Below are 6218 nucleotides of genomic sequence, written 5' to 3'. Positions count from 1 at the left end.
ACCGCGCCGGGGGAGCCGGCCGTCACCGTGAGCTGAGCAGCACGGAATCCGAAGGGGGACCGAGTGTGACGATCCTGGAGAGCATCCGGCAACCACGTGGCCTGAAGGCGCTGTCCGAGGCGCGGCTCGGGGAACTGTCCCACGAGATCCGGGAGTTCCTGGTGCGCGCGGTCGCCAGGACCGGCGGACACCTCGGACCCGACCTCGGGGTGGTGGAACTCACCGTCGCCCTGCGCCGGGTCTTCGAGCCGCTCGTGGACCGGGTCCTGTGGGACACCGGCCACCGGAGCTACGTCCACAAGCTCCTGACCGGGCGTCAGGACTTCTCCAAGCTGTGCGGCAAGGGCGGCCTGTCCGGCTGTCCCTCCCGCGAGGAGTCCCAGCACGACGTCATCGAGAACAGCCACGCCTCCACGGCCCTCGGCTGGGCCGACGGGCTCGCCAGAGCCCGCCAGGTGCGGGGGGAGAAGGGCCATGTCGTCGCGGTGGTCGGCGACGGCGCCCTCACCGGCGGTATGGCCTGGGAGGCGCTGAACAACATCGCCGCCGGGGACCGGCCGCTGATCGTCGTCAACGACAACGAACGCTCCTACGCTCCCACCATCGGAGGGCCGGAACAGTTCCTCGCCCACGCCAGACGCGGTGAGGTGCTCGCCGGCATCGGCCTCACCCCGGTCGAGATAGCCGGCCGGATCGGCGCGGGCCTCGCCGTCGGCGAGGAGCCGGCGAAACAGTCACCGGACCCACAGGAGCCCCAGGAATGACCACCGCGGAGTCCTCGCAGACCGGGGGGTTCGACCTCGGCGCGCTGCTGGCCGAGCGCGGAGCCGAGCGCTACGAGCTGCACACCCGGTACCTCAACCACCAGCTCCCGCGCATGCTGCACACCATCGGCTTCGACAAGGTCTACGAGCGTGCCGAGGGGGCGCACTTCTTCGACGCGGACGGCAACGACTACCTGGACATGCTCGCGGGCTTCGGGGTGATGGGCCTGGGCCGTCACCACCCCGTGGTCCGCAAGGCGCTGCACGACGTCCTGGACGCCTCCCTCGCCGACCTCACCCGCTTCGACTGCCAGCCGCTGCCCGGCCTGCTGGCCGAGAAGCTGCTCGCGCACAGCCCTCACCTGGACCGGGTGTTCTTCGGCAACAGCGGCACGGAGGCCGTCGAGGGCGCCCTGAAGTTCGCCCGGTACGCGACGGGCAGACCGCGCGTGCTGTACTGCGAGCACGCCTTCCACGGCCTGACCACCGGCTCGCTCTCCGTCAACGGGGAGTCCGGCTTCCGGGACGGCTTCGCCCCGCTGCTGCCCGACACGGCCGTACCGCTCGGCGACCTCGACGCGCTGGCGCGGGAGCTGCGCAAGGGGGACGTGGCCGCCCTGATCGTGGAGCCGGTCCAGGGCAAGGGCGTGCACGAGGCCCCCCCCGGTTACCTGCGGGCCGCACAGGAGCTGCTGCACCGGCACAAGGCGCTGCTGATCGCCGACGAGGTGCAGACGGGGCTGGGCCGGACCGGCGACTTCTACGCCTACCAGCACGAGGCGGGGGTCGAGCCGGACCTGGTGTGCGTGGCCAAGGCGCTCTCCGGCGGCTACGTACCGGTGGGCGCCACGATCGGCAGGGACTGGATCTTCAAGAAGGTCTACTCGTCGATGGACCGGGTGCTGGTCCACTCGGCCAGTTTCGGGGCCAACGCCCAGGCCATGGCGGCGGGTCTGGCGGTGCTGTCGGTCATGGAGGACGAGCGGATCGTCGACCGGGTCCGGAGCACCGGCGAGCTGCTGCGGTCCCGGCTGGCCGCACTGACCGAGAGGTACGAGCTGCTCGCCGACGTCCGCGGCCGGGGCCTGATGATCGGCATCGAGTTCGGCCGTCCCCGGTCGCTGAGACTGCGCTCGCGCTGGACCGTGCTCCAGACAGCCCGCAAGGGGCTCTTCGCGCAGATGGTGGTCGTCCCGCTGCTGCAACGGCACCGCATCCTCACCCAGGTCTCCGGAGACCACCTGGAGGTGATCAAACTGATCCCGCCGCTCGTCATCGACGAGCGGGACGTGCACCGGTTCGTGGACGCCTTCACCGCGGTGATGGACGACGCGCACGAGGGCGGCCTGATGTGGGAGTTCGGCAGGACGCTGGTGAAACAGGCCGTCGCCGACCGCTGACCCCGCACCCGCGCCGGGTTTGCCCCAGAGGCAAAAAAATTGCCCCTGGGACAAATTCGGGGCTCAATGGAGCCATGAGCTCCTCCGAGGCCGGGCCGCCGGCCGAACCGGCCGGTGCGCTCCCCGCGGTCGCGCCGCAGCTGCGCGCCCTGCGGCGACGGGCCTGCCTCACCCTCGAGGCCGCCGCCCGCGACGCGGGTCTGTCGCCCGCCCACCTCTCCCGACTGGAGACCGGACAGCGCCAGCCCTCGCTGCCGATGCTGCTCTCCCTCGCCCGCATCTACGGTACGACGGTCTCCGAGCTGCTCGGTGAGTCGGCCGCCGGCCGGGACGCCGTGGTGCGCGCCGCCGGCATGGAGCCCACGACTGCGGGCGGCTGGACGTACCGGCAGGCCGGCGCCGCCGGACGCGGCATGCAGGCCCTGCGGGTCCAGGTGCCGTACGGCTCCCAGGGCGACATCGTGCGCGTCCACCCCGGCGAGGAGTGGCTGTACGTCCTCAAGGGGCGGCTGCGGCTGCGCCTCGGGGACACCCCGCACCGGCTCGCCCCGGGCGACAGCGCGCACTTCGACTCGCTGACCCCGCACCGCATCGCCGCTTCCGACTCCGACGGGGTCGAGCTGCTGTTCGTCCACACCCTGCTGCAGAGTCCCACGGCCGCGCTGTGCCTGGGCCCGATCCACGGAGAAGCGACATGACCGGCAGAGACATGGAAGAGAAGCTCCCCCGGGCCCTGTGGGTGCGGCTGTTCATCTACGTGGTGGTGGGACACCTCTTCGCGGCCTTCGTCTACTTCCTCTTCGAGATCGCTCCGAAGAAGTAGGCGCCCGTCTCAGTCGAGCAGGCGCTCACGCAGCTGCTCCCGGTCCTCGGGAGTGAGCCCGAGCGCCTGCTCCAGATACGGGTCCGCACCGCCCCAGGTCTCCTCGATGGTCTCGAAGGCCGCCGACAGGTACTCCGCGCGCGCGTCGAACAGCGGGCTGAGCAGCTCCATGACCTCGGGGGAGTAGGCCGAGGCGGAGCTGCCGCTGCGGCGCACCTTGTAGCGGCGGTGCTTGGCGTTGGACTTCAGGTAGTCGTCGAGGATCGCGTCGCGTTCGACGCCCACCGCGAGCAGCGTCACCGCCACCGAGAGTCCCGCGCGGTCCTTGCCCGCCGCGCAGTGCATCAGTGCCGGAACGCTGTCCTCGACGAGCGAGCGCAGCACCCGGGCGTGCTCGGCGGTGCGCTCCTTGATGATCAGCCGGTAGGAGCTGATCATCCGGTCCGCGCCCTTGCCGTCCGCGAGGATCGAGCGCAGCTGCTCCAGATCGCCGTCGCGGACCATCTTCCAGAACTCGGCGCCGTCCGCCGGGTCGCTGAGCGGCAGGTTCACATTGCGCACGCCCGGCAGCTCGACGTCCGGACCCTCCAGCTTCTGGTCGGCCGCGTTGCGGAAGTCGAAGACCGTGTGCAGTCCGAGCGAGGACAGGAAGGCGGTGTCCTCCGCGGTCGCGTGGGCGAGATGGCCGCTGCGGAACAGCACCCCGTGGCGTACTCGCCGGCCGTCGACGGTCGGCAGTCCGCCCACGTCGCGGAAGTTGCGCACTCCGGCCAGCTCGGGTTCGGTCGACGGCACCTGCTGCGTCACGAAGGACTCCTCCCACTCGGCGCCGTCGGCGGGGCTCGCCGGCGGACGCCACTCGACGATACGACATGCCTGCCTGGGACAATGAGTTCTTCACAGGCATTGCCCGACCGCCCTCGCACCCCCGATGATGTTGGTGTCTGATCGCATCTGTTCGTGTCTGTTGGAGGTTCGGTGACGCAGGTCTCCCAAGACGGTCGTACATGGCTCCTGTCGGGGCAGGCCAGCAGTTACGCGCTCCACGTCACGGACCGTGACGAGCTGGTGCACCTGCACTGGGGCGCGCGCATCGCGCTCGCCGACGCGGAAGCCCTCGCCGCGCGCCCGCTGCCGGACGACTGGCCGTTCGAGTCCCGGCTGGACGGGCGCGAGGAGTACCCGGTCGAAGGCGGCCCCCGCTTCGTCCGGCCCGCCCTGTCCGTACGCGCCGCCGACGGGCGGCGCGGCACCGAGTGGACCTTCGAGGGCCACGAGACCGACAACGGTGAACTCCGCCTCCGCTTTCGCGACGGCGATCTGACCGTCACCCTGCACTACCGGATGTGCGACGACGTGATCGAACGCCGGGTGACCCTGCACAACCGGGGCCCGGCGGTCGAGCTCCTGCGCGCGGACTCCGCCACCTGGACCCTGCCCGAGCGCGAGCACTGGCGGCTGTCCCAGCTGCACGGCCGCTGGGCCGCCGAGTCCCGGCTGACCCGCGTCCCGGTCGGCTACGGCGAGAAGGTCATCGGCAGCCGCCGCGGCCACACCGGACACCAGCACCTGCCCTGGGTCGCGCTGGACACCGACGCGACAGAGGAGCGCGGCGAGGTCTACGGCTGCGCCCTCGGCTGGTCCGGGTCCTGGCGCATCTGCGTCGCCCAACTCCCCGACGCCCGTGTGCAGGTCACCGGCGGCGCGGGTCACGACGACTCCGGCCTGCTGATGCTGGGCACGGACGAGACGTACGTCACGCCGGTCTTCGCCGGCCTGTGGAGCGACGCCGGCTTCGGTGGTGCCAGTCGTGCCTGGCACGCCTACCAGCGGGCGTACGTCGTCCCGGACGCGGACCGGGACCGGCCCGTGCTGTTCAACTCCTGGGAGGCCACCGGGTTCGACATCTCCGAGGAGCAGCAGCGGACGCTCGCGCAGCGGGCTGCCGCGATGGGCGTCGAGCTGTTCGTGGTCGACGACGGCTGGTTCGGGGCCCGTACGAGCGACCGGGCCGGACTCGGCGACTGGACCCCCCACCCCGGCCGCTTCCCCGGCGGCCTGAAACCGCTCGCGGACCATGTGCACGGGCTCGGGATGCGGTTCGGCATCTGGGTCGAGCCGGAGATGGTCAACCCCGACAGCGACCTGTACCGCGCGCACCCCGACTGGGTGCAGTTCCAGCCGGACCGCCGGCGTACGGAGTTCCGCAACCAGCTGGTGCTCAACCTCGCGCGTGACGACGTCCGGGAGTACCTCTGGGAACGGCTGGACGGGCTGCTCTCCGGCACCCCCGTCGACTATGTGAAGTGGGACTTCAACCGCTGCTTCAGCGACGTCGGCTGGCCGGACGACCCGTATCCGCAGCGGCTGTGGATCGACCACGTGCGCGGTCTGTACGCCCTGCTGGACCGGTTGCGGGCGGCCCATCCGGGCGTGGCCTTCGAGTCCTGCTCGGGCGGCGGCGGGCGGATCGACCTGGGAGTCCTCTCCCGTACCGACCAGGTGTGGACCTCGGACAACACCGACCCGCTCGACCGGCTCGCCATCCAGCACGGCTTCAGCCAGATCCATCCGGCCCGGGTGATGGCCGCCTGGGTCACCGACAGCCCCAACGCGATGCTCAACGGGCGGGTCAGTTCGCTGCGCTTCCGGTTCGTCAGCGCCATGGCCGGGGTGCTCGGCGTCGGCGGCGACCTCGCGCGGTGGACGGAGGAGGAGCTCGCCGAGGCGCGGGAGTGGGTCGCGCTCTACAAGGAGATCCGGCCCCTCGTCCAGCGCGGCGACCTGTACCGGCTGCGTCCTCCGGAGGGCGGGCTGAGCGCGGTGCAGTACGTCCTCGGCGACGAGACCGTCGTCCTCGCCTGCCTCCAGGCCCAGCACCACGGAGAGCCCGTTCCGGCCCTCCGGCTGCGCGGCCTCGATCCGGAGGCGTCGTACGAATGCCGTGAAAGCGGCGAAACGCACCGGGGCGCCGTCCTGCTGCACCACGGGCTGCACACCGGTCTGCGGGGAGACCTGGACGCCGCGGTGTTCCGGCTGCGGCGCCGGTGATCGCATGATTGGCGCGTCATGTCCGATTGATGCGCTTCGCCGTAATGTGCCCCGAAAGAAAGGGGGATGGGGAGGGGTGCGTGAGCATCGTCATATCCGTGACGATGTGTTGTCGCCATGCTCACGTAATTCCGTGGAGGGGCAGGGGAATTCGTGCGGGAAGGGAATCCCGGCTGACGC

The 6218-nt window shown here is 71.1% G+C and carries 5 protein-coding genes and 1 pseudogene; 5 read left to right on the top strand and 1 reads right to left on the bottom strand.

Annotated elements, in window-relative coordinates; genetic code table 11:
* Nucleotides 1-65: 65 nt before the first annotated feature.
* From KYY02_RS13995 to KYY02_RS13980, 4 genes and pseudogenes are all read left to right on the top strand, one after another.
* A pseudogene (locus KYY02_RS13995) lies at nt 66-638 on the top strand (1-deoxy-D-xylulose-5-phosphate synthase N-terminal domain-containing protein); the annotation flags it as partial.
* A 122-nt stretch (nt 639-760) separates the two neighbouring features.
* Nucleotides 761-2164, top strand: coding sequence for an aspartate aminotransferase family protein (locus KYY02_RS13990; RefSeq protein ID WP_371238243.1), 1404 nt, complete (start codon nt 761-763; stop codon nt 2162-2164).
* Nucleotides 2165-2238: 74 nt separating this feature from the next.
* Nucleotides 2239-2862, top strand: a complete 624-nt coding sequence (locus KYY02_RS13985; protein ID WP_371238242.1) for a helix-turn-helix domain-containing protein — start codon at nt 2239-2241, stop codon at nt 2860-2862.
* The gene (locus KYY02_RS13980; RefSeq protein WP_371238241.1) at nt 2859-2987 is read left to right on the top strand and encodes a DUF6126 family protein; all 129 of its coding nucleotides are present in this window, start codon (nt 2859-2861) and stop codon (nt 2985-2987) included. The genes KYY02_RS13985 and KYY02_RS13980 overlap by 4 nt, the downstream gene beginning before the upstream one ends.
* 9 nt (nt 2988-2996) lie before the next feature.
* On the opposite strand, the gene KYY02_RS13975 is transcribed toward KYY02_RS13980, so the two are convergent.
* Nucleotides 2997-3794 (bottom strand): tyrosine-protein phosphatase, encoded by a 798-nt coding sequence (locus KYY02_RS13975; protein ID WP_371238240.1) that lies wholly within the window; start codon nt 3792-3794, stop codon nt 2997-2999.
* 171 nt (nt 3795-3965) lie between these two features.
* On the opposite strand from KYY02_RS13975, the gene KYY02_RS13970 reads away from it, so the two are divergent.
* Nucleotides 3966-6038 (top strand): alpha-galactosidase, encoded by a 2073-nt coding sequence (locus KYY02_RS13970; protein WP_371238239.1) that lies wholly within the window; start codon nt 3966-3968, stop codon nt 6036-6038.
* Nucleotides 6039-6218: the final 180 nt, after the last annotated feature.

The organism is Streptomyces pimonensis (genome assembly GCF_041380215.1).
Taxonomy (GTDB): Bacteria; Actinomycetota; Actinomycetes; order Streptomycetales; family Streptomycetaceae; genus Streptomyces; species Streptomyces pimonensis.
Note: the sequence above shows the minus strand (reverse complement) of the source record. Positions and strands in the feature narration are given on the sequence as shown.